Genomic DNA, 22,667 nt, shown 5'->3' with positions numbered 1-22,667 from the left:
TTTCGATGAACGTGGCAGCGCCGCCAGAAGCGCTGGTCACGGTGCAGGACCTCAAGGTCCAGATCGGCACCGATGACGGCGTCGTGCGCGCCGTCGACGGCGTCACCTTCGACGTGCCGCGTGGGCGCACGCTCTGCCTCGTCGGCGAATCCGGCTCGGGCAAGAGCATCACCGGCCGGGCCCTGATGAACCTGCTGCCGCCGAGCGGGCGGATCGCCGGCGGCCGCATCACCTATTCCGGCCGCAGCGGTGAGGCGATCGACATCGGCGCACTCGACCCGCGCGGCAAGCAGATCCGCAGCCTGCGCGGCAAGGAGATCTCGCTGATCTCGCAGGAGCCGATGGCGGCGCTCTCGCCGGTCCATACGATCGGCCAGCAGATCGTGCCGGTGGTCCGCCGGCATCTTGGGCTCTCCAAGCGCGAGGCCGAGGCGCGGGCGGTCGAGATGCTCGGCCGCGTCGGCATCCCCAGGCCGGCGGAGCGGCTGGGCAATTATCCGTTCGAGTTCTCCGGCGGCATGCGCCAGCGCGTCTGCATCGCGCTTGCGCTCTCCTGCCAGCCGCGCCTGCTGATCGCCGACGAGCCGACGACGGCGCTCGACGTCACCACGCAAGCGAACATCATCGACCTGCTGCAGGAATTGCAGCGCGAGGACGGGCTCTCCATCCTGTTCATCACCCATGATCTCGGCGTCGTCGCCGAGATCGCCGACGATGTCGCGGTGATGTATCTCGGCAAGATCGTCGAGCGCGGCACAGTGGACGAGATCTTCGCCGATCCGCGCCATCCCTATACGCAGGCACTGCTGAAATCGGTGCCGCGGCTGGGTGCCGGGCGGAATACGCGGCTTGCCGCCATTCGCGGCATGGTGCCCTCGCCCTTCGACCGGCCGACGGGCTGTGATTTCCACCCGCGCTGCGACCTCGCGATCAAGGGCCTCTGCGAGAGCGAGGACCCGGGCACGACCATGCTCGGGCCGCGGCGCGACGTGCGCTGCGTGCTCCAACGCAACGGAGGTGCCGGCCATGCATGAGCGCGCGCAACTCTCCCCCGATGTCCTCATGGACGTGCGCGGGCTGACCAAGGTCTTCCAGCCGCGCAAGACGCTGTTCCAGCGCAGGGCCTCGAACCCGATCCGCGCCGTCGACGATGTCTCCTTCGAGATCAGGACTGGCGAGACGCTCGGCCTCGTCGGCGAATCCGGCTGCGGCAAGTCGACCGTGACGCGGCTGCTGCTCGGCATCCACCAGCCGAGCGCCGGCACGATGCGCTACCGCAAGAAAGATGGCGGCAGCGTCGACCTCGATCAACTCTCCGAGAATGAGCGGCTGGCCTATTGCACCGATCTGCGCATCGTCTTCCAGGACCCGCAATCCTCGCTGAACCCGCGCCTGCAAGTCCGCGACATCGTCGGCGAGGTGCTGAAGGTCAACAAGCTGGTGCCGCCGAAGGAGATCGACGGCGTGGTGCGCGACCTGCTCGCCAAGGTCGGCCTGCGGCCGGAATATGCCCGGCGCTATCCACATGCCTTCTCCGGCGGCGAACGCCAGCGCGTCGGCATCGCCCGCGCGCTCGCGACGCATCCGCGCCTCGTCGTGCTCGACGAGGCCGTTTCGGCGCTCGACGTCAGTGTCAGGGCGCAGACGCTCAACCTGTTGCGCGACCTGCAGGAGGAGTTCGGCCTCACCTATCTCTTCGTCAGCCACGACCTCAGCGTGATCGAGTACATCTGCGACCGCGTCGTGGTGATGTATGTCGGCCAGGTCGTCGAGGTCGCGAGCTCGGACGAGCTCTTCGCCAGGCCATTGCACCCCTATACCGAGGCGCTGCTCTCGGCCTTGCCGATCCCCGATCCGGCGCAGCGCCGGCAGGGGCGGCGCATCCGCCTGCCCGGCGAGGTCGCCGACCCCGCCAACCGCCCGGCCGGCTGCGCCTTCCATCCGCGCTGCCGCTTCGCCACCGATGCCTGCCGCACCACGCCGCCGCCTTTGCGCGACCTCGGCGGCCGCAGCATCGCCTGTCACCACGCCGAGGCGCTCGACCTCAAGGGCGTCGAATCCATCCAGACCGGACAGCCAACTCATGCCTAAGCACGTTCGCGCCAGCGATAACGCCAACAGGGCGATCGTCACCGACGATCCCGCCCTGCCGCATGTCTATTTCAACCTGCTGAAGCTCGGGCCGGGCGAGGCGCTGGAGCAGACCCTGCCGACGTATGAGAGCGTCTATGTCGTGCTCTCCGGCACGGCCGACATCATCGTCGATGGCGAGCGCTTCGGCGAGGTCGGCAAGCGGCGCGACATCTGGTCGGGTGAGGCGGATTCGGTCTATGCGCCTGTGGGCAGCAAGGTTCGGCTGGAGAATGCGACCGGGCCGGTGGAGATCGCGGTCGCCGGCGGGCTGTGTGAGGATGACGGGCTGAAGGCCTTCCGGATCCTGCCGGGCGAAGTTTCGATGGTCGATGTCGGCTCGCCGGAGACGCATAGCCGGCGTCGTATCTTCCATATCCTCGGTCAGAACGGCGAAGGCCGGGCCGGCAACCTGCTGGTCAGCGAGCTCTATGCCGATCCCGGCTGCTGGTCGGGCTATCCGCCGCACAAGCACGATGCCGACCGCGACGGCGAGACGGCGCATGACGAGCTCTACCACTACCGCTACGACCCAGGCACGGGCTTCGGCGCCCAGATCATCTATGCCGACGGCAAGGCCGAGTGCTTCATGGTGCAGGATCGCGACACGATCCTGGTGGACAGGGGCTACCACCCGACCGTCACCTCGCCCGGCCACCGCTGCTACATCTTCACGATCCTGGTCGGGAAGACCCAGCGCGGCCTGGTCCAGCATTTCGACGACCGCCACGCCCATCTGATGGCCGCCATCCCCGGAATCCAGTCGATGCGCGACAAGTTCAAATGAGTGCGCGTCCCGCGAGCCTCATCCTGCGAAGCCGTACGGCAGAGCCTCACCGTCATTGCGAGGAGGCGCAGCCGACGAAGCAATCCAGGGGGGCTCGCGCAATCCCCCTGGATTGCTTCGCTGCGCTCGCAATGACGGAGCAGGGTATCCCGTCAGTCTCATAAATTAGCCGGCAATACGAATTCGTCCGCCTCTCTGCGAAGGACCTGTCATGCCCGATACGACCCGCATCCGCGTCGACCTCACCGCGCCCACGCAAGCCTTCCGGCGCTTCTGGCGCAGCACCGGCTTCTCTCCCGGCGAATTGCTGCTGGAGCCGGAAATGGCGCAGACGTTGGCCTATGTCGGCGGCGTGCCCAATCGCGGCATCGAGTACATGCGCGTGCACTACATGCTCGACCTCGTCACGGCGACCGAGTTCGGCAAATACGACTTCTCGCGGCTCGATGCGGCGCTCGACATCATGCTGGAGCACCGCATCCGCCCCTTCCTCGAGCTGATGGGCAACCCGTCCTACATCTACACCGACTTCAACGACGTGAAGCAGGCGCATCACTGGCGCGACTTCATCACCGAGCTGGCGCAGCGCTACCAGGCCCGCTATGGCGCTGAGGAACTCCGGCAATGGTATTTCGAGACCTGGAACGAGCCGGACATCTGGTGGAGGCTCGGCGGCGAGACCGGCTTCAACAACTACTATGACGCCTGCTCGGAAGCGCTGAAGGCGGTCGATCCCCAGCTCAAGCTCGGTGGCCCCGGCGTCGCCCGGCGCATCCCGCCGATCTTCAAATCCTTCCTCGCCCATTGCGACACCGGCACGAACCTGTTCACCGGCGAAAAGGGCGTCAGGCTCGACTTCATCTCGGTCCACGAGAAGGGCGCCAAGAAGCACGCCGAGGACCTGACGCCGAACAGCCTCTCGATCATCCGGCACGAGATGATGGCGGTCGACTATGTCCGCGAGCATCACCCGCGCTTCGCCGGCCTGCCCTTCATCAACAACGAGTGCGACCCGCAGATCGGCTGGCACCTCTACCATACCTGGCACGCCATGCCATATTTCGCCGGACTGGCCGCCAAGATCATCGACCAGCACCAGCGCCTGATGGTCGATGCGGAGGACGTCGACTACGACATCCTCAGCAACGACAACGGCTTCGTCGGCCACTGGGGCCACCGCACCCACCTGACCTATTTCGGCAAGCGCCCGGTGAAGGCGGCGCAGGCGGAGCACAAGACCGATATCGGTGCGCTCGATGCCCGCCGGGCCGCCCCGGAGCCCTTCGAGCTGGTCAAGAAGCCGGCGCTCAGCGTGATGGAGCTGTTCGGCTTGCTGAGCGAGCAGCGGATCAGGCTCGACGACCAGGGGCTCGATCCCGATCGCGTTGGGCTCGGCGCCATCGCCACGGTGCTCGGCGGCAGCGATGAGAGGTCCGGCGCGAGCGTGCTGCTCTATAACAGCGTCGACCGCATCTGGCAGTCGGGCGAGGGCAAGGTCGAGCTCGACTTCGCCGGATTGCAGCCGGGTGCCTATGCGCTGGCAACCTTCAAGATCGCGCATGGCAAGGGCGACCCCTTCACCATCTGGGAGGATCTCGGCGCGCCCGACCTGCCAGACGCGGCCGAGCTGGAGGCGATGCGGCTGGCGCAGGAGCCGGCGCTTTCAGTCGAGCACCTCCAGATCGGCGGGGCGCAGGCGAGCCATACGGCCTCAATCGACATGCCGCTGCCTTCGGTCGCGCTCGTCGCGCTGATCAGGCGTGAGGGCGAGGCGCCGGAGGCGCCGTCCAAGCTGAAGGCGCGGCGTTTCGGCGGGCTCAATGGTCGCGGCAACATCGTGCTGTTCTGGGAGCCGGCGGCGCATGGCGGCGTGCAGCTCTTCGATGTGCTGTGGAGCGCGAACGGGTCGGGCGCGTGGGAGGTCATCAACCCCGTCGGGCTCTTGTCGAGCGTCTACCTGCATCCGGCCGGCGGCCATTTCAAGGTCAGGGCGCGCGATCTGTTCGGGCGGGTTAGCGCGGAGAGCGCCGCGATCGAGGCCTGATTTCGAGCATCGTATCCGAGGCTTTCAAAGGCCTGAATCCGACATTGCGATCTTCCGCTGCCGCTTGGGAAGCGGGAACCACGACGCGTTCTTCCCTTCTCCCGTGTGGGAGAAGGTGCCCCGGCAGGGGCGGATGAGGGCCGGACAGAACTCCAGCTTGCACCGTCGGGCCCTCACCTGCCCTCTCCCACGCGGGAGAGGGGTTCCCCGCGCTTTACCTCATCTCGCTAGGCCGCAACGCACGCTCGCCTCCTTGTCGAAGGGCGCGGGCGCGACGCCGCTCGCCCATGTCCCATCGGTGTCCCTTTTGGATATGGACAAGGCAACCATATTGTGAAACTCTCATTCACGAGCTGGATACGGCGCGGCCTCACCGCCGCGCCTGTCCGCACCGAGCCGCAAAAGCGGCCGGACAAGAACGACAATGGGAGGAACGAGATGCGATTGAAGGCTTTGGCGACCGCGTTGTTCGGCCTCTTCGTCACCAGCGCCCAGGCGCAGACGAAGATCGAGCTGGATTTCCCAACCTGGCAGGCCGAAGAGCCCGGCCCGGCCGAATTCTGGACCGAGGCCGTGAAGGCCTTCGAGGCGGCCCATCCGGGCGTCACCATCAAGAAGTACCAGGTGCCGTTCCGCGAATATGTCGACAAGCTCACGGTGCGCTTCTCCGGCGGCACGCCGCCGGACATCGTGCATCTGCCGCTGCGCAACTTCCCATCCTTCGCGGCGCAGGGCTGGCTCAGGCCGATCGACGACCTGCTCGCCAAGACCGACATCAAGCAGACCTACAGCCCGATGTCGGCGGAGCTCGACTGGGACGGCAAGACCCAGGGCGTGATGCTGATGGGCTACGGCATGCTGCTCTTCTATAACGAGGCGCTGCTGAAGGAAGCCGGCGCCGCGGTGCCGAAGACCCCGGACGAGCTGCTCGCCGCGATCAAGGCGACGACCAAGCCGGACAAGGGCATCTTCGGCTGGGGCGCGGTCACGGCCGAGCATCCGAACATCTTCGTCGACTGGTCGAGCTGGGTCACCGGCATGGGCGCCTCGCTGTTCAACAAGGACGGCTACAACTTCACGGCGCCCGAGGTGCTGAAGGCGATGGAAGGGTTCCGCACCGCGGTGAAGCAGGCGCCGAAGGGCACCTCGTCGGAGGCGATGCGCCAGCTCTTCCTCGACGGCAAGATCGCGATGTTCCGCGAGGGCTCGTTCTTCGCCAGCCAGCTCAAGACGGCGCCGGCGGAGATCCGCCCGAGCCTGAAGGCGGCGATGATGCCCTTCCCGGTGGTGCCCGGCGGCACCAGCAACTCGATCCACATCCCGGCCAAGCTTGATCCGCAGCGCACGCAGCTGGTCTGGGACTTCATCCAGATGATCTCGCAGCCGGAGTGGCAGGCGAAGTACACCCAGGACCTCAAGGTGCCGGCGCCGCGCAAGGGCTCGTTCACGCCGGAGATGGCTGCCGCCGACCCGTTACTGGCGATCTCGGCCAAGGCCTCGGAAGTCGCGGTCAACATCTTCCCGGCAACGCCGGCGGTGCGGCTGAACTATAACCAGATCGCCAAGATCGTCGGCGAGAGCGGCATCCGCCTGGTCAATTCCGACCGCTCGACCGAGTCGGTCCTGAAGGACCTGCAGGATCAGCTAAATCGGCGCGTGCCGCTGAAATAGCGCCGGTTCTCCCGCGCCCAGACCGTTCCCCGCACCGGGCGCGGGACCCCTCCTGTCCCTTGCAGCCACAGCTTCTGGTAGCCCGCCATGGATAATGATCGCGGCTTCGCTCTCGCTTTGCTCGCGCCCGCGCTGATCTGCGTGCTCGGCCTCGTCGGCTGGCCGATGGTGCAGATCGTCACGTTCAGCCTCGTCGAGGGCAAGGGCCTCAACGTGCTCGAGACGGCCGGGCGGATCTGGGGCCTGGGCAACTACGTCTCGGTGCTGACCGATAGCGAGACCTGGGAGAGCGTGCTGACGACGCTGCTCTATGTCGTCGGCTCGGTCGCCCCCGCCTTCGTGCTGGGCATGCTGGTGGCGCTGCTGCTCAACCAGCAATTCCCCCTGCGCCGGGCCTTGCGCTGCCTCGCGCTGCTGCCCTGGGCGGCGCCGGGCGTGCTGGTCAGCATCATCTTCCTCTGGCTGTTCGATCCGTCCTACGGCGTGGTCAACTACCTGCTGCGCGTCACCGGCATCAGCAACGCCGATATCGGCTGGTTCACCAACGAGGACACGGCGCTGATCGCGGTGCTGATCCCCTCGATCTGGAAGAGCTTTCCGTTCTTCGCACTCACCATCCTCGGCGCCCTGCAGACGATCCCCGAGGATCTCTACGAGGCCGCCGATATCGACGGCGCCAATAAGCTGCAGAGCTTCTTCCACGTCACCTGGCCGGGCGTACGCGGCCCGGCCATCCTCGCGATCGTCCTCAACTCGCTCTGGGCGCTGCGCGAGTTCGACATCATCTTCGCCACCACAGGCGGAGGGCCGTTCCGAGCCACCGAGACGCTCGGCATCCGCGCCTATACCGAGGCGTTCTCCTTCTTCGAGCTCGGCCGCGCCTCGACGCTCGGCGTGCTCACCATCGCCATGGCGCTGTTCTTCGTGCTGATCGCCCGGCGGCCGCTGCAGAAGGAGTTCTTCTGATGCAAGGCATCATCTCCGGCCGCGAGTTGCGCGTCCTGCTCGCCACGATCGTCGTCGTCGGGCTCATCCTGTTCCCGATCTACTGGATGGTGGTCACGGCGCATCTGCCGACCACGCTGGTGCTGTCGCGGACGCCACCCTTGCTGCCGCCGCTCAACGAGATGTCGTTCGACGCCTTCGGTCGGGCGCTGCTGCGCCGGCCCTTCCTGGTCTGGATGGGCAACACGCTGATCGTCGCAATCGGTTCGACCGTGCTCAGCCTGGTGATCGCCACGCTCGCCGGCTACAGCCTGTCGCGCTACCGCTCGAAGATGCAGGAATATTCCGGCCTGGCGCTGCTGGTCAGCAAGATGCTGCCCGGCAGCCTGATCGTGATCCCGTTCTTCATCATGGCGAGCCGGGCCGGAATGATCGACAGCCGCTTCGCGCTGATCCTGGCCAACACCTCCGTCGGCGTGCCCTTCGCGACCTGGATGATGAAGGGCTATTTCGACGCGATCCCGCGCGAGATCGACGCGGCCGCGACGATTGATGGCTGCTCACGGCTGCAGGCGCTCTGGTACGTGGTGATGCCGATCGCGCGGCCGGGGCTGACTGCGGCGGCGATCTATCTCTTCATCGTTGCCTGGGCCGATTTCGTCTTCGCCCGCACGCTGATCAACTCGCCTGACCTGTGGACGCTGACCACGGGGCTCGCCTCCTTCGTCGGCGAGCACGGCGTCGACTGGCCCGGCCTGATGGCGGCGGGGACGCTGTCCATGGTGCCGATCTTCATCCTCTTCGTCCTGCTCGAACCCTATCTCGTCAGCGGCATGGCCGCCGGCGCGGTGAAGTAGCGGCGGGAGCACTCATTCCATGCTGATCCCAGGAGTTCGATCGTGAAGGTTCTCGTTACCGGCGGCGCCGGCCGCGTCGGCAGCCGCGTCATCGCCACGCTGATCGCTCGCGGCGATCAGGTCGTCAGTCTCGACCTGCGCGAGAATGCGCAAGCGGGCGTGAGCAACGTGCTGGGCGCCTTCGACGACGCCACGGCCGTCGAGCGCGCCATGGAGGGCGTCGACGCCGTGCTGCATCTGGGCGCGCTGATGTCCTGGGTCGCGGCCGACACGCCAAAGATGTTCGCGGCCAACGTCACCGGCACGCATCTGCTGCTGCTGGCGGCCAAGGCGAAGGGCGTCAGGAAGTTCGTCTTCGCCTCGAGCGGCGAGGTCTATCCGGAGACCAGGCCGGCCTATATGCCGCTCGACGAGAGCCACCCGACGAAGCCGACCTCGCCCTATGGCCTGACCAAGCTGCTCGGCGAGGACATGGTGCAGTTCTTCGCCCGCGCCTACGGCATGGCGACGGTGATCCTGCGCTTCAGCCATACGCAGGACGCGACCGAGCTGCTCGATCCCAACAGCTTCTTCTCCGGCCCGCGCTTCTTCCTCGGCCCGCGCATCCGCCAGCAGGAGGCATTCGGCAACAGGGCGGTGGTCGAGGCGCTGAAGCCCTATGACGACGGCAGCGAGAAGCACCTGATCAGCAAGGGTCAGGACGGCGCGCTGTTTCGCATGCCGATCACCGATACGCGCGACATCGCTGCGGGCGTCGTCGCGGCACTCGATAGCGAGCGCGCCATCGGCCAGGTGATGAATCTGGGGACGGAGGAGGCGATCAGGATCGACGAGGCCGTCGCGATCCTGCAACGCCATACCAAGCTGCCCGCCGTCGAGGTCACCTTGCCGATCCCCGCAGTGAACTACCAGACCTCACGGGCCAGGGCGATCGAGATCCTCGGCATCCGCCCGCAATGGACCTTCGAGCGCATGGTCGCGGACGCGATTGCGCAGCGGAAATGAAGTGGAACCTCTATCCATATCCTGGATAGATGATTGATAGAGTGAGGCGCGCGTGAGGCGGCTTGATATGGTCGAGGCCAATGAGCGAGGCGACGAGGGTGCGCGCGAGATCCCGGGCGCGCAGGCGCTGCGGCGCGGGCTCTCGCTGCTCGACATCGTCGCCGACAAGCCCGGCCTGCGCTTCACCGAGCTTGCCGACCGCTCCGGCCTGACCCGGGCGACCGCGCACCGCATGCTCTCGACGCTGGCCGAGGCCGGGCTGCTGCGCGTCGACGAGCGCGACCAGAGCTATCATCTCGGCTTCCGCCTGTTCGAGATGGCGCACCGGGTCTGGGACCAGTTCGACCTGAGGAGCGCGGCCGAGCCGGAGCTGGAGCGCCTGCGCGACCTTGCCGGCGAGACGGTGCGGCTCGCCATCCTCGACGAGGACGAGATCCTCTATGTCGACCAGCGCGAGGCGGCGCAGACGATCCGGCTCGGCAATGGCGTCGGCGCCCGGGCCTCGAGCTATGCCAGCGGTGCCGGCAAGGCGATCCTGGCCCATCTCGACCCGCTGATCCGCGAGCAGATCCTCAACCGGCTCAAGCTGCAGCGCTTCACCCCGAACAGCATCACCGACCGCGCCGCGCTCGCCCAGCATCTCGACCTGACCAAGGCGCGCGGCTACTCGGTCTCGCTGGAGGAGCAGCAGAACGGCGTCAGCTCGGTCGCCGCCGCGATCCTCGACCATCGCGCCCATGCGATCGGCGCCATCGCCGTGATCGGCCCGTCCTACCGGCTCGGGCTCGACCGGCTGCACGCGCTCGGCCGCGACGTGATGGAGGCCGCCAGGCGCGTCTCCGGCAATGCCGGGCAGGTCGCGATGTCGATCAGCATCAACCCGCGCCCGCTCGGGCCGGACCGGGAGGACGTCGTCTCGGTGGTGCCGAGCACGGCCTTCCTCGGCGAGGGGCCGACCTGGCTGCCCAACGAGCGCAAGCTCGCCTTCGTCGACATCCTGGCGCCGGCGATCATCATGTCCGACCCGGCCGACGGCTCCTTCCAGGTCCACCCGATGCCGGAGCTGGTCAGCGCCGTGGTGCCGCGCCGGCGCGGCGGCTTCCTGGCGGCGATGCAGACGGGGCTGAAGGCGGTCGATCTCGACAGCGGTAAGGTCACCGCGATCGCCTCGCCCGAGGCCGGCAAGCCGGGCAATCGCTTCAACGACGGCAAATGCGACAGGCGCGGCCGGTTCTGGGCCGGCACGCTCGCCATCGACACGACGCGCGGCCATGGCGGCCTCTACAGGCTCGATCCGGACGGGCGCTGCTCGCTGATGGACCAGGGCTTCCACGTCTCGAACGGCCTCGGCTGGAGCCCCGACGATCGCCGGTTCTACTTCACCGACTCAGGCTCCAGGCGGATCTATCTCTACGATTTCGACGTCGAGCGCGGTGAGATCGCCAACCGGCGCGTCTTCGTCGAGCTGGCCGAGGGCGTCGGCATCCCCGACGGGCTTGCGGTCGATACAGAAGGCTTCGTCTGGTCGGCGCATTGGGACGGCTGGTGCATCACCCGCTACGACCCCGACGGCAAGGTCGACCGCGTCATCAACCTGCCGGTGCCGCGGCCGACGAGCTGCGCCTTCGGCGGCCCCGATTTTTCGACGCTCTACGTCACCAGCGCCCGCATCCGGCTCTCCGCGCACCAGCTGGCCGAGGCGCCGCTCTCGGGCAGCGTCTTCGCCGTGCAGACCGGCGCGCGCGGCCTGCCCGAAACTCCCTTCGCAGGCTGAGCATGATCGACGGCGCCAGCTATCCAGACCTTGCCGGCATGCCGGTCCTGATCACCGGCGGCGGCTCCGGCATCGGCGCCAGCGTGGCGCTGCATTTCGCCGCGCAGGGATCGAAGGTCGCGATTGTCGACCTCAATGCCGAGGCACTGGCGAAGACGCGCGCGGAGATCCAGGCCGAGACCGGCATGAGCATCGAGGCCGAGACGGTCGACCTGCGCGACATCGCGGCGCTGAACGCGGCGATCGAAAGCCTCGCAGCCCGCACCGGCGCGTTCCGCGCCCTGATCAACAATGCCGGCGACGACACGCGCCACCCGCTGGACAAGGTCACGCCGGACTATTGGGACGATCGCTTCGCGGTGAACCTGCGCCATCAGTTCTTCGCGGCGCAGGCGGTCGCGCCGGGAATGGCCGCAGCCGGTGGCGGCGCCGTCGTCAATCTCGGCTCGATCTCGTGGATGACGGGGTCGCCGGGGATGATCGCCTATACCACGGCGAAATCCGCGATCATGGGCCTGACCAAGTCGCTGGCGCGCGAACTCGGCGCCATGGCCATCCGCGTCAACTCGATCGCCCCAGGCATGATCTGGACGGAGAAGCAGATCGCCCGCGTGCGGGCCGAGGACCCGGCCAAGTTCGAGCGCTATCTCGAGCGGCAATGCCTGAAAGAACATCTCGAACCGGCCGATATCGCCCGGCTGGCGCTCTGGCTTGCCTCGAACGAGGCACGCCACTGCGCCGGGCAGACCTTCGTCGTCGATGGCGGCGTGGTCTGAGGCTGATAGCAAAGAGGACATGACATGACCAAGCTCTCAGGCGTTTTCCCGGTCCTGCCCACGCCCTTCACCCCGGAAGGGGCGATCGATCCTGTGACGCTCGCCACGCTCGTCGGCTTCGCGATCGAGGCCGGGGCCGATGGCGTCGTCTATCCCGGCATGGCGAGCGAGGTCGAGACGCTCTCGCCCGAGGAGCGCCTTGCCATGGTGCAGGCGCTGGGCGCCGCGCTGGGCGGCCGCCTGCCCTTCATCGTCGGCGCCAGCGATGCCGATCCGGCCCGCGCCGCCGCCCGCGCCGAGGAGGGGCGTGCTGTCGGGGCGAAAGCCGCAATGATCATGGCGCCTGCCGGCAATGGCGCGGATGTCGCCAAGCACGTCGCGTTCTACCGGGCGGTGGCGGCGGCGACTTCGCTGCCGATCATGCTGCAGAACGCGCCGCAGCCGATGGGTGCGGGCCTGAAGCCGGAGGCCGTGGGCGAGATCGTGCGGGCCGTGCCGCAGGTCCGCTTCGTCAAGGAGGAGACCTTGCCGTGCGGCCAGCACGTCACGGCGATCCTGGCCGCGGTCGGCGACAGGCTCGACGGCGTCTTCGGCGGCGCGGGCGCGCGCTACATCATGGACGAGCTCGCGCGCGGCGCAGCCGGGACCATGCCGGCGACGGAGATGACCGACCTTCACGTCGCGCTGGTCCGAGCCTTCCTCGGCGGTGATCCCATAGAGGCGCGACGGCTCTACTCGCGCAGCCTGCCGCTGCTGCTGTTCCAGGCGATCTTCCGGGTCAGGCTGACCAAGGCGGTGCTCTCGGCGCGCGGCCTGCTCGACTCGACCTTCGCGCGTGCGGCCGGGCCGGTCTTCGACGCCGATGACGCCGCCGAGCTTGCCGCGCTCGTTGCGGAAGCCGCGGATCTCTTCACCCTCCACCCCATCCGTTTCGACAGGGTCCGCCATGCCGCCGCTTGATGCGATCGCCAAGGTCGAAAGCTTCATCATCTCGATCCCGCGCGACGTGCCTTATCTCGGGCCGCTGCGCGAGGGCGAGCGCATCAACGAGAAGGGCTATGTGATCCGCAAGGGCAACCGCTCGATCTACCCGACGAGCGACATGTCCGTGCTGGTCAAGGTCACCTCGGAGAGCGGCAAGGTCGGCTGGGGCGAGACCTATGGCATCGTCGCGCCGCAGGCGGTGATCTCGATCATCGACGAGGTGCTCGGCCCGGTCCTGATCGGGCGCGACCCCGGCGATCCCGTCGTGCTGCACGAGGACCTCTACGACCTGATGCGGGTGCGCGGCTTCTTCGGCGGCTACTATGTCGACAGCCTCGCCGGCATCGACATCGCAATCTGGGACCTTTACGGCAAATGCCTGAACCGCCCGCTCTCGAGCCTGCTCGGCGGCACCAGGCATCAGACGATTCCCGCCTATGTCTCCGGCCTGCCCAAGGCGACGCTGAGGGAGCGCTGCGACCTCGCGGTCGAATGGATCGGCAAGGGCTACAAGGCGATCAAGTTCGCCGCCGCGATGTCGGATGACGGCATCGTCAAGGAGATGGCGGCCCTGCGCGAGGCCGTCGGGCCCGAGATCGACCTGATGGTCGACCTGCACTGGAAGTTCACCTCCGGCGAGGCGATCCGCCTGATCCGGCGGCTGGAGGCCCATAACCTCTATTTCGCCGAGGCGCCCTGCGAGCCCGAGGATATCGAGGGCCAGGAGATCGTGGCGCGCGGCATCGGCACGCCGCTGGCGCTCGGCGAGGAATGGCGCACGACCTACGAGTACCGCCCGCGCTTCGAGCGGCGCTGCATGAGCATCATCCAGCCCGAGATGGGCCATACCGGCGTGACCGAGTTCCTGCATATAGGCCGGATGGCGCACGCCTTCCATGTCGATACGATTCCGCATGCCTCGATCGGCATCGGCATCTTCATGGCGGCGAGCCTGCAGGCGACGGCGGCGCTGAAGCGCGTGCCCTATCACGAGTACCAGCACTCGATCTTCGACAAGAACCTGCGCTACGTCACCGGCGACATGGGCTGCGCAAACGGCGCCTACACCCTGCCGAGCGGGCCGGGGCTGGGCGTCGAGCCGCATCCGGACGTGTTCAACTACATCCGCAAGGCCTGAGCATGAACCAGCGCCGCTTCCGGGGCGTCTACCCCATCCTCTACGCCTTCTTCGACCGCGAGGGCCGGCTCGACCACGCCGCGATGCGGGCGCAGGTCGAGCACTGCATCGCGCAAGGCGCGCACGGCATCGCCGTGCTCGGCCTCGTCACCGAGGTGCACCGGATGGGCACCGCCGAGCGGCAGGAGGTGGTCGAGCTGGTCGGTGCGGCGATTGCCGGCCGCGTGCCCTATGCGGTGACGATCGCGGAGCAGGACCCGGCGGCGCAGATCGCCTTCGCCAAGATGGCGGCGGGCAATGGCGCCGATTGGGTCATCCTGCAGCCGCCGCCCGGCAAGGGCCATTCGGAAGCCGACCTGCAGCGCCATTTCGGCGCCATTGCCGATGGGCTTTCGATGCCGGTGGCGATCCAGAACAACCCGGTCAACCTCGACAGCTACCTGTCGCCGGAGGGGCTGACGGAGCTGGTCCGGCGCCATGCCAACGTCACCCTGCTCAAGGCGGAGGGAGCCTCGGTCGATATCGCGCGCGTGCTGGAGGCGCTCAGTGGCGAGGTCGATGCCTTCGGCGGCCATGGCGGGCTCGAATTCATCGCGCTGATCCGCAGCGGCGGTGCCGGGCTGATTCCGGCTCCGGACTGCCTGGCGATCCAGGTCGCGCTCTACGAGGCGCTCGCCTCCGGCGATGCGGCCGCGCTCAGGCTGGCGGAGGAGCTGCACAAGGAGATCCTGCCGCTCGTCGTGTTCATGACGCGCTCGGTGCCGAACATCATCACCTATGGCAAGCGGGTCATGGCCAAGCGGCTGGGGTTGGGGGAGGTTTTCGACCGGGCGCGGGCCGCCGCTCCGACATCCTTCGGCCTGGCCGAGATGGAGCGGGTCTTCGCCGACGTCCTCAGGGCCGAGGCGGAGCTGCTGCCCGCCTTGAACGCCGCGTTGCGGCGCCTGGCCAGGGCCGGCTGAGCGCCATCCCGGCGCGAGCGCCCTGCTTTAGAACGTCCGTGGCGAGTGCTCGGCCAGCATGGCGAGCGGCGGCGTGTTCGGGAACGAGCGCAGGTCGGAGGAGGGCGCGAGGCCGCTTTGCGAGGCGATCGACCGCGCGATCTTCTGGGCGATCTCGTCCTCGGGAATGATCTCGTGGTTCTGGCTGTAGGGCGTGTCGATCGTGCCCGACCATAGGATCGCCTGGGTGCGCCCGTCCGAGAGCTGCCAGAGCGTGCGGACATTGCCGTCGCTGATCCGGGTGCTGGCGACCACGACATAGATGCGCCTCGAGACGGGCTCGCGGGCCAGCGTGCTCGCGATCAGGTCCTGATCCTTCTGGTCCGGCCGGGGCGCGACCACGGTCAGGCCCTCGAAGCGCGCGACCGCCGCCGGCAGGGCGCGCGAGAGCGTGCGGCTGAGCGCGAGCGTCGGCTCGTCGTTCGAGAGCGGGTTGACATGGGCGACGATGGCGATCGGCGTCTGGGCCACGACGCTGGCCGGCATCATCCGGCTCACGGCGAAGATGCCGACCGCGAGGATCGCCAGGGCGACGGCGAACAGCCCGATCGGCCAGGCGCGTCGGGCCTGCGTCTTCGGCGGGTATGCCACAGGCTCCGGCTTGGGGCTGACCTTGGCGCGCGCAGCGGGCCTGGCCTGCTCGGCGACCGCCGCCGCCGTGGCAGGCGGTTCAGCATAAAGCAGCGCGCGGATCGAGCCGGGATCGTCGACGATCTCGAAGACCGGCTCATAGGCGCCCTTGGGCAGGCTGATCCTGATCCGCTCGGCCTGGCCGCTGCCGGCATAGTATTCGGCCAGTGCCTGGCGCAGGCGTCCGGCCTCGATGCGCACGACGGGGTCGAGCATGCCGTCGAAATCGGCGCCGCGGCCGAAGACGTCGACGGCGATCGTATAGGCCTTGATCCGGTCGCCGCGACCGGCCAGCGATTCCTCCACGACGAAGCGTAAGAAATTCCTGTTCCTCTGCGAGGCACGAAACAAAGGCTGTGCAAGTAGATTTTCAAGAGCCTTCAGTTTGTCTTCAGTGCTCAGCGAGGAAGTTTCCGCTGTCATTTTTCCCCCTTGGGTCTCTATTTCATCAAATTGGCTTAGATTACTATGGAAAACTTATAGAATATGGCTACGCGCTAAGAGCGTTTTCGGCGCACGGGCCGATAGGTAAACCGAGCTTGGTTTGGCGGCGTTGGTTGCTGAGCGTATAAATCGAGTGGTCTCGCTAGAACCCGTTTCCAGCAACGTTCAATCTAATTCCATTTGGAACCAATCGGCATGCTCTGCCGCGCGCTATGCCAGCGCTCAAATACCCTGCCCGGCAGGGTTTCGCTCAAGCCGTGCCAGGTTTCGCTTCAACCGATCGATCAATCGGGCGCAAGCGCAGCTTCCGCGAGTGACGTCGTCGAAGAGGGAATGGATCATTCGAACTGCCCCGATGCTGGCTGAAGTTCCTCAGCGAACGGTAACAGCACGTAGCAATCCCCTCCGACTGTCGAGGCTATTACAGGTTCGGTATCATGCCGTAACAGTATCAGGCGTAGCGGGTTGCTGGGAAAGGCGAGCGCTTGAGATTGACGTAGCGAGATGCCCGAGGCAAGATTCGGCATCGAGTGCGCCATTGCATACCACATACAAGATACAATGACGCATCGTCGGGCCGATATCGGCAAATTCCGACGCGATTCGACATTCAATACATAGCTGCAGCCGTGCCGGCGCGGACGCGCAGTCTGCCCGGCCGGCCAGGCGGTCTCCGGCTGTAACAATCGGCCAAATGTTACGGGATGACGATGCTACGTCGGCCAAATCGGTCAAGAGCGACCCGCTATCGCGGCTGATACGTAAACATGCCGCGAAACTTGACGGGGCTTTCGCGCAAAAGCCGTAGCGGGAACGTCTTGGCGCCCCGTTCGGAGGGGCGATGGAAGGCCCTTCGGCCTCCATGTGGCTTGGATGCGTTACCGGCGTGAAATCGCCGCGATGCGCAGTTTCGGGGAGCTCCGGGCCGCGGAACTGATCCGGCTAGCGGATTTCGAGGCCGGAATTCAGGCGCCGGAACTCGGTCGGCGCACAGCCGGTCTCGCGCTTGAAGAATTTGATGAAGTTGCTGGGCTCATCGAAGCCGATCTGGTGGGCGATGGCCGAGACGGTCTGCGTCGTGTGGATCAGCAGGCGCTTGGCCTCCAGGACGATCCGCTGCGAGAGGAAGGATTTTGGCGAGACGCCTGCCGAGCTCAGGATCGATCGGGTCAGGGTCTTCTCGGAATAGCCGAGAATCCGCGCGTACTCGCCGATCTTGTGCAGCTTGCGAAAATCCTTCTCGACCGCCTGCCGGAACCGGTTGAAGCGGTTGAGGTGGCAGGGCGAATGCTCGGCCGTGTCGTCGGCGCAGCTATGGGCGATCGCGAGCCGGGCGATCAGCGTATAGAGCTGGTTGCGCAGCAGGAAGCTCTTGTGGGACGAGGTGATGTCGAGCTGGTCGTCGAAGGACATCTGCTCGGCGCAGGAGACGCAGGCATTGTGCTCGTGCAGCTCAAGCGGCAGCAGGCTGGGCAGCTCGTTCAGCGCCGCGGTCGTCCTGATATCCTCCAGCGTCGCGCTTTCCTTGCCTGGCAGCAGGGTTTCGGCGCGAAAGGCGATCAGCCAGCCCTCCCATTGCGCCGCCGCATTGAAAGACTGGATCTGTCCGGGGCGCAGGACCGCCCATGACCCGGTTTCACAGGTCAGGGGAACGGAATCGATTTGATGGACGAACGTCCCGTCTGCAACGCCAATGAGCGCATACGAGTCGTTTTCTTCAATGAAGAGTGAGTGATACTCTATGTCAGTCTGATTTGTTCTCAGTACTGTTATAGCTTTTTTACCATATATAACGCCTTTATTGGCGATATCATGTGACTGATATTCAGATATGGCTCGATGTAGCATTTATATTGTCCGTTTTCTGCCACAAATTATCCGAAAATTACATTGTATCGCGATGAGGCTTGAGACACCCTGTTGGGGAAGTTGCTTTCCCTTAGCGTTTAGCGAAACGAGTGCGCCGTGATGTTGCATTTGTGCTTGGTTGCCGCCGTCTCAGGCCTCTCACTTGGTGCTTACGTTGCGAACGTTTGGGCGCTTGTGAGTGCAGTTATTCTAGTCTTCTTCTTAGGGTCGGCATTCGATCTGATTTTTACCGGTCAGTTCGACAACGCTTCGATGACGAGGTGGGTTGCCGTCGTCCTGGCTATGCAACTTGGCTATTTAATTGGAGCGATGGCTCGTCATCTTGTTGAAGACAGGGGGTATATCTTTGAAGAAGAGGAGCGTTGAGCCCGATATTGGGCCGGCTCTTTGCTGCTTCATCTATCCCGATACAGTCCCCGGCGAAGGCCGATTCGTTGTCTCAGTTGACGCAACGTATCTGGCTGCTTGGCCTAGGGATGAGGCTGTAACGGTATCAGGGTCTTTTCGACCGGCAGTTACAACCGTAACGATTGCCGGCGGGGGTTCTTGTCGCCGGTCGCATCCACGAGGCGAAGCCGCGGAATCCAGGCCTCTCGACGGCTTTCGAGGCGGTGTGCGGCATGCCAGGGCTCAATACCGCGCCGCTCCGTCGCGGGGCGCCGTGCTTTGAAGGCACTGGATCCGCAGTTTCAGGGCTGGTGTCCGAAACTTACCGTGAACTGTCCGATTTCGACCTCGCTACGGATCGGACGCCTTCGGATAAGGCTGGGAACGATCGCGTTGACGTGCCGATAGCGGATGCGGCGGGCGCGCCGGAGAGCCCTCTTCTCTTGGCGGCGGCGCCGCGCCGCTCCGCTGACGGGCTAACCCAAATCAGGCCTGATGGCCTGAAGCTTTCTGACGATCACGAAGCCAGCTCTTCGAAAGGACAAAGGCAAGATGGGACATTCCGGCGTAGACGCGCTGTCGTCGTATTACGACGAGGCGCCGTATGAATCGCATCCGTTTCCGCAGACGACGCCGGAGCACCTGCAGGCCGTGGGTCAGCTGTTCGGGCTGGAGGCGCCTGCCATCGAGACGGCGCGGGTGCTGGAGCTGGGCGCGGCCGCCGGCGGCAACCTGATCCCCTTCGCGATGCGCTATCCCAAGGCCAAGGTCGTCGGCGTCGATCTCTCGAAGGTTCAGGTCGAGGACGGCAAGGCCGCGATCGCCAAGGCCGGGATCGGCAATATCGAGCTCCAGCACATGGACCTCAGCAAGATCAAGCGCTCCTTCGGCAAGTTCGACTACATCATCTGCCACGGCGTCTACAGTTGGGTGCCCGAGGAGGTCCAGCAGGCGATCCTGCGCATCGCCAGCGAGAACCTGGCCGAGGACGGCCTCGCCTATGTCAGCTACAACACCTACCCCGGTTGGAAGTCGCGCGAGATCGCCCGCGACGCGATGATGCTGCGCGGCGGTCCGCGCCAACAGGCCGAGCGCCTGCCCTACGCGCGCGGCATGCTCGACTTCCTCGACGCCACCGCCCAGCCGGGCTCCGTGCTCAAGGCGGCCCTAGACGAGGTCAGGCCGATCATCGTCTCCGCCAACGCCTCCTACCTGCAGCATGAGTTCCTCGAGCCGTTCAACGCGCCCTGCTACTTCCGCGAGTTCATCGCCAGGTCGGAGGCCGCCGGCCTGACCTATGTCGCCGAGGCCGAGCCCTTCACCATGTTCGTGCACAACTACGGCGAGAAGGTCAGCGAGCCCTTGCTGAAGGAGATGGGCTCGAGCCAGGTCGACATCGAGCAATATCTCGACTTCGTCTCGAACCGGACCTTCCGCCAGACCATCCTGACCCACCAGGGCCGGAGCGGCGAGATCCGCCGCAAGCTCGATGGCGAGCGCCTGGCCAAGCTGCACTTCGCCGGCGTCTTCATGGGTGACGGCCCGGTCACGCTCGACGCGACGCCGCAGGACTTCCGCATGCTGCGCAACGGTGTCGCCCGCCTGGTCGCGCCGCTGCCCAAGGCGCTCGCGAGCGCGCTCGACGCGGTCTACCCGGCGATGCTCTCGCTCGACGAGCTGCTCGGGCAGGTCGCCGGCAGGCTCGGTGTCCAGCCTGCCGCGATCCGGGAGGCGGCCGTCGCCTTCCTCGAGGACCTGCTGATCAAGGGCTACCTGCGCATCCGCCAGCTGGCGCCGGGCGTGGCGGCGCGGCTGCCCGAGCGGCCGAGCGTGCCGGCCGCGATCCGCGCCGGGCTCGTCCCGCCGGCGGGGGCCGGGACAGTGCTCGCCTGCAACCTGCTGCATGAGCTCGCGCCGCTCGACATCGTCGAGGTCAGCGTCGCCAGGCAGCTCGACGGCACCCGCGACCAGGAAGCGGTCGTGGCCGGGCTTGTCGACGACGCCAAGGCCGGCCTGCTGACCTTCCTGCGCGATGGCACGGCCTTGACCGAGCCCGACGCGATCGCGGCCGCCGCCCGCGCCCAGGTCCCGCTCGTCCTCGCCAACCTGCGGAGAAAAGGGTTCATCGCGGCGGACGGCAAGGGCAAAGCCCGGCCCGAGCCGACGGCGAAGGCCGCGAACGCGGCTGAGTCCAAGCCGGCCTGAGCTGCCAACGCCCGGCCACTCGACACCCGCGGCGGCCAACAGGCCGCCGCTGCTCTACAGGGCGTCCAGGCCGGCCTTGCGCAGCCCGTCGGCGACATGCTCGGCGAAATCGTCCTGCAGGCGCCGGTTCCGGAAGTCCATGCGCATCCCCGCCCCATAGTTGGGCCGCAGGTTCAGCAGGTTCTTGACCGCATCCACGGCCTGCTCCTGGCGGCCGAGCTGGCCGTTGATGGCGGCGACCAGCACCCAGTAGTAGTAGAAGTTCGGCATGTTGATCGTGCTGATCGCCGTCAGCGCCGCGTCGTAATCCTTGCGGCGGTAGTGATCCATGATGAGGGTCATCTGGTCCATCGGGACCGGCGCGGGGCGCAGGCCGATCGCGCCCTTGAGGATCGGCACGGCCTCGTCATAGCGCCCGGCCGCGAAAAGCCTGTTCGCGAACACGACCTGCAGCCCGGGATCGCCCGGGTTGATCGCGATTGCGCGCTTGCCCGCGGCTTCGAAGCGCGCGATGTCGCCGGCCTGATAGGCGACGACCGACGTCACCAGATGCATCAGCGAGGAATAGGGCGCGAGCACGCCGGCACGGGCCGCCGCGGCCTGCGCCTTGTCGAGCGCGGCCTTCGCCACGTCGGGCTGGGTGCTGCGCGAGCGGCTCTCATCGGCGTAGACATAGGCGAGCAGGGCCCAGGCGTCGACGTAGTCGGGGATCTGGGCAACGGTCTTCTCGAGGCAGGCCATCGCTTCCGCGCGCAGCGCGTCGGTCAGGTTGCTGCTGAAGGTCCGGGCGCGCGTGACGCAGGCATAGCCCGGCGGCGGGGGGATCTGCAGCGCCTTGCGCTCGAAGGACATGATGACGCCGCGCCGGTCGGCAATGGTGCCGGCGATCTTTGCCGCGATCTCGTCCTCGGCCGAGTTCGTCGTGTTCCGCGCAAAGGGCGTATCGGTGGAGCCCGACCACAGGATGGCCTGGTTGCGCGCGTCCGAAAGCTCCCAGAAGGCGCGGGCACCGTTGGCTTCCGCCCTGACGCTGGCGGTGACCAGATAGACGCGCCGGGACGGGGCTTCGCGGCCGATCGTGCTGGCGATCAAGTCCTGGTCGCGCTGATCCGGCCGGCCGGCGATGACGCTCAGGCCTTCGAAGCGCGAGATGGCGGCGGGCAGCGCGACCGTAAGCGAATGACCCAGGGCCATTGTCGGGGGATCGTGGGACAGGGGCTGGGTCTGGGCGACCAGGACGATCGCCGCTTGCCCCTCGCCCTCCTCCGGCGCCTTCTTCAGCATCGCGAAGCCGGTCGCGACGGTGGCGATCAGCCCGATGGCCAGCACTGCGAGTTGCCAGCGGCGCCGGGTTCGCGGGCCCACGGCGCGCGCATGGCCGAGGGTTCCGGTCAGCGCCGGCGCGAGCGGGTCCGGCGACGCAACGCCTGCCTCGGCTTCGTCGGGCACGTCCGGGACGGATACCGAACCGGGCGCGTCCGAGAGTTCGAAGAGCGGCTCATAGCCGCCGCGCGGCAGGCTGATCCGGACTGGGTCGGAACGACCGGGCTCGGCGTAGTAGCTGGCCAGCGCCTGGCGCAGCCGCCCGGCCTCGATGCGCACGACGGGATCGAGCATGCCGTCGAAATTCACGCCGCGGCTGAAGACGTCGACCGCGATCGTGTAGGCCTTGAGCCGGTCGCCGCGCCCGGCCAGGGATTCCTCCACGACGAAGCGCAGGAACTTCTTGTTGCGCGGCGAGGCGCGAAAGCCGGGCTGCGCGAGCAGATGCTCAAGCGCGGCCTGCTTGGCCTTGCTGTCGATGATGCGTTGGCTTGGGGTCATGTTCCCTCAATGCAACCATTGGGGCGACGTCCTAAGTGTTCGCGATGGAGCAGTGCCGCGTCAAGTTCATTAAGGCGAAGATGTTGGGTAATACGCCGAAAGATAGCGATCATTGTCGAATAAGGGCTTCAGCCAATCCGCGCGAAAATGCGATGTTTCTGGTCTGCGCGGCGTGATGTCCAAGAGGAAAGGGCTT

General features: G+C 66.5%; 18 protein-coding genes. 15 read left to right on the top strand and 3 right to left on the bottom strand.

Annotated features, from left to right (window positions below; genetic code table 11):
- The first annotated feature begins 5 nt into the window (after positions 1-5).
- The 13 genes from DWF00_RS04400 (at position 6) to DWF00_RS04340 (ending at position 15,073) form a co-directional block, all read left to right on the top strand.
- On the top strand, positions 6-1,034 hold the full coding sequence (locus DWF00_RS04400) for an ABC transporter ATP-binding protein (protein WP_245973746.1): 1,029 nt from the start codon (positions 6-8) through the stop codon (positions 1,032-1,034).
- Positions 1,027-2,091: an ABC transporter ATP-binding protein gene (locus DWF00_RS04395; RefSeq protein WP_245973745.1), complete on the top strand. Its 1,065-nt coding sequence runs from the start codon at positions 1,027-1,029 to the stop codon at positions 2,089-2,091. The genes DWF00_RS04400 and DWF00_RS04395 overlap by 8 nt, the downstream gene beginning before the upstream one ends.
- On the top strand, positions 2,084-2,917 hold the full coding sequence (locus DWF00_RS04390) for a 5-deoxy-glucuronate isomerase (protein WP_114832603.1): 834 nt from the start codon (positions 2,084-2,086) through the stop codon (positions 2,915-2,917). Before DWF00_RS04395 ends, DWF00_RS04390 begins: the two co-directional genes overlap by 8 nt.
- 211 nt (positions 2,918-3,128) lie before the next feature.
- Entirely contained in the window at positions 3,129-4,961 is a 1,833-nt protein-coding gene (locus DWF00_RS04385; RefSeq protein ID WP_114832604.1) for a GH39 family glycosyl hydrolase, read from the top strand.
- A 333-nt stretch (positions 4,962-5,294) separates the two neighbouring features.
- On the top strand, positions 5,295-6,632 hold the full coding sequence (locus tag DWF00_RS04380) for an ABC transporter substrate-binding protein (RefSeq protein ID WP_114832606.1): 1,338 nt from the start codon (positions 5,295-5,297) through the stop codon (positions 6,630-6,632).
- An 87-nt stretch (positions 6,633-6,719) separates the two neighbouring features.
- The gene (locus DWF00_RS04375) at positions 6,720-7,598 is read left to right on the top strand and encodes a carbohydrate ABC transporter permease (RefSeq protein ID WP_114832608.1); all 879 of its coding nucleotides are present in this window, start codon (positions 6,720-6,722) and stop codon (positions 7,596-7,598) included.
- Positions 7,598-8,434 (top strand): carbohydrate ABC transporter permease, encoded by an 837-nt coding sequence (locus tag DWF00_RS04370; protein WP_114832610.1) that lies wholly within the window; start codon positions 7,598-7,600, stop codon positions 8,432-8,434. Before DWF00_RS04375 ends, DWF00_RS04370 begins: the two co-directional genes overlap by 1 nt.
- A gap of 42 nt (positions 8,435-8,476) precedes the next feature.
- Positions 8,477-9,439 (top strand): NAD-dependent epimerase/dehydratase family protein, encoded by a 963-nt coding sequence (locus DWF00_RS04365; RefSeq protein WP_114832612.1) that lies wholly within the window; start codon positions 8,477-8,479, stop codon positions 9,437-9,439.
- Positions 9,440-9,491: 52 nt separating this feature from the next.
- On the top strand, positions 9,492-11,213 hold the full coding sequence (locus tag DWF00_RS04360) for an SMP-30/gluconolactonase/LRE family protein (RefSeq protein ID WP_245973744.1): 1,722 nt from the start codon (positions 9,492-9,494) through the stop codon (positions 11,211-11,213).
- Positions 11,214-11,215: 2 nt separating this feature from the next.
- Positions 11,216-11,989 (top strand): SDR family NAD(P)-dependent oxidoreductase, encoded by a 774-nt coding sequence (locus tag DWF00_RS04355; RefSeq protein ID WP_114832615.1) that lies wholly within the window; start codon positions 11,216-11,218, stop codon positions 11,987-11,989.
- Between the two features lie 24 nt (positions 11,990-12,013).
- Complete coding sequence (locus DWF00_RS04350) at positions 12,014-12,949, top strand: dihydrodipicolinate synthase family protein (protein WP_114832617.1); 936 nt, start codon at positions 12,014-12,016, stop codon at positions 12,947-12,949.
- Positions 12,936-14,111 (top strand): mandelate racemase/muconate lactonizing enzyme family protein, encoded by a 1,176-nt coding sequence (locus tag DWF00_RS04345; RefSeq protein WP_114832618.1) that lies wholly within the window; start codon positions 12,936-12,938, stop codon positions 14,109-14,111. The genes DWF00_RS04350 and DWF00_RS04345 overlap by 14 nt, the downstream gene beginning before the upstream one ends.
- Positions 14,112-14,113: 2 nt before the next feature.
- Positions 14,114-15,073, top strand: coding sequence for a dihydrodipicolinate synthase family protein (locus DWF00_RS04340; protein ID WP_114832620.1), 960 nt, complete (start codon positions 14,114-14,116; stop codon positions 15,071-15,073).
- Between the two features lie 27 nt (positions 15,074-15,100).
- Here DWF00_RS04340 and DWF00_RS04335 read toward each other — a convergent pair whose 3' ends face one another.
- Both DWF00_RS04335 and DWF00_RS28980 read right to left on the bottom strand, forming a co-directional pair.
- Positions 15,101-16,048, bottom strand: a complete 948-nt coding sequence (locus DWF00_RS04335; RefSeq protein WP_114832622.1) for a hypothetical protein — start codon at positions 16,046-16,048, stop codon at positions 15,101-15,103.
- 1,080 nt (positions 16,049-17,128) lie between these two features.
- On the bottom strand, positions 17,129-18,034 hold the full coding sequence (locus DWF00_RS28980; RefSeq protein WP_147283841.1) for a helix-turn-helix domain-containing protein: 906 nt from the start codon (positions 18,032-18,034) through the stop codon (positions 17,129-17,131).
- A 117-nt stretch (positions 18,035-18,151) separates the two neighbouring features.
- Between DWF00_RS28980 and DWF00_RS04325 the strand changes: the two genes are divergently transcribed.
- Both DWF00_RS04325 and DWF00_RS04320 read left to right on the top strand, forming a co-directional pair.
- Positions 18,152-18,421 carry a hypothetical protein gene (locus DWF00_RS04325; protein ID WP_147283842.1) on the top strand — a complete coding sequence of 90 codons (270 nt, stop codon included), beginning with the start codon at positions 18,152-18,154 and terminating at the stop codon, positions 18,419-18,421.
- 573 nt (positions 18,422-18,994) lie between these two features.
- The gene (locus tag DWF00_RS04320; RefSeq protein ID WP_114832627.1) at positions 18,995-20,647 is read left to right on the top strand and encodes a methyltransferase regulatory domain-containing protein; all 1,653 of its coding nucleotides are present in this window, start codon (positions 18,995-18,997) and stop codon (positions 20,645-20,647) included.
- 54 nt (positions 20,648-20,701) lie between these two features.
- Here the strand turns inward: DWF00_RS04320 and DWF00_RS04315 are convergent, their stop codons facing one another.
- Positions 20,702-22,471, bottom strand: coding sequence for a hypothetical protein (locus tag DWF00_RS04315; protein WP_114832628.1), 1,770 nt, complete (start codon positions 22,469-22,471; stop codon positions 20,702-20,704).
- Positions 22,472-22,667: the final 196 nt, after the last annotated feature.

The sequence above is a fragment of the Allobosea caraganae genome (assembly GCF_003351345.1).
GTDB lineage: Bacteria > Pseudomonadota > Alphaproteobacteria > Rhizobiales > Beijerinckiaceae > Allobosea > Allobosea caraganae.
Note: the sequence above shows the minus strand (reverse complement) of the source record. Positions and strands in the feature narration are given on the sequence as shown.